At 38.5% G+C, this 1,479-nt stretch carries 1 protein-coding gene; it reads left to right on the top strand.

All coding sequences use genetic code 11. The features are described from left to right. Nucleotides 1–610 precede the first annotated feature (610 nt). Nucleotides 611–1,135 carry a hypothetical protein gene (locus tag A3GG_RS0101765; RefSeq protein WP_248637638.1) on the top strand — a complete coding sequence of 175 codons (525 nt, stop codon included), beginning with the start codon at nt 611–613 and terminating at the stop codon, nt 1,133–1,135. Nucleotides 1,136–1,479 lie beyond the last annotated feature (344 nt).

Raw genomic sequence — 1,479 nt, 5'->3', positions numbered from 1 at the left:
TTTCATCCCGCAAGATGATTGGTGTATACAAGCTGACGCAGGAGTCTCAAGGGATCACGGTAACCGCCATCACCCAGAATATCGGATGAGGCCTTATGAAGACAGGAGGGGAAACAATTGATTTGACAGATCTCCGTCAAAATACGCAACAAACCAGCACATCGACAAGGGCAGGTGGTGTAAAACTCACATATGTACTTCGAGGACAACACAATTCCTACGTCGCATCATCAACGACAGAGATGGTTGTCAAGTATCATAGAGATGAGTTGGATGTGGTTAGTACAAGAGTTAGTTCTAACCCAGCATGTACTTGGACTCCTAATCCGACCTCTACATTTTATTTTAGTAACAATAGATGCGATATTGCTGTTACTGGACAGGTAAAATGGGGATTTGTAAAAAGAGATATGACGATGAAAGCCTATGTGATTCTTAGACCGAATTCGGAAGTAGTATCAGAAGGTAAGATTACGAGTTTTAGAGGATGAAATACCTGTCAAAAGAGAATAGAGCAAGAATAGTACTCTTCCTCCTGTTTTTGTGCCTTATAACTCCGAGAGCAAAATCTCAAGTGTTGCTTGAGAACAATTCCTTAGATGTTTGTAATGTGATAGATATTGTAAATATCTGTTTATCAGCAGATATGCAAAACAAATACAAGAAAGAACACATTGCAACATCTGTAATCGTCGGATATAACTTACGCAAGAATGAAGTGGCGTTCTATTGGTTAGATGACAGATATGACTTCAATTTATACTCTATACAGAAAGGAGATAGTGTAACTTTGCATTACCCTCATACTTCACAGGAAGACAAAAAGATAGCAATAGCTATGGATAATCACAGTTTTCAAGAACGTATAAGGGAAAACGATAGCGTCTATATTGATGTTGACTTTTTTGACATTGAAAAGAAGTTGGAGCTACCTCCTTCTTTGGACGAAGGACTATTCCTTAAATGGGAAATTGCAAAGCAACGCTTTATGAAGCATATAATCGAAGATAGCCAAGGCTTACATACGTTAGATACTGAGAACGCAGATGATTTGCGTTTATCTAAGCGTACATTCAGTCAACTATATTGTATGTACATATTAATGCACAATGAAACCATAAGAAGTAAAGAATAGTCAATGCATGACGTCAAAGGAGTCATACGTCTTCAGAGGAGTATGGCTCCTTTTTATGAAAGTGTGCTATAACAACAGATTCGCTACATTAGTTTACTGAATCTTTACGCTCGTCGGTATGGGTGGTCTCTCCCCTTGGTGCCGGCCGTTCCCCGGCCGATGAGGTTAAAGGCGTAAAACACTCCACGATATATTAAATTCTCCACTGCTTATTGAATAACAGTTTTCTTATTCCTATGTTTATGAATTTAGCCCAAGTTTGACCCCTGTCGGAGTGTAAGTGACTGTTATTATTGTTGTTGTCTTTTTTTTGAAGAGTTACTGTGTACTACAAATTTTGATTT

It is taken from the genome of Porphyromonas levii DSM 23370 (assembly GCF_000379925.1).
GTDB lineage: Bacteria > Bacteroidota > Bacteroidia > Bacteroidales > Porphyromonadaceae > Porphyromonas_A > Porphyromonas_A levii.
The sequence above is the reverse complement of the archived record's forward strand: the minus strand, read 5'-3'. Positions and strand labels throughout refer to the sequence as shown.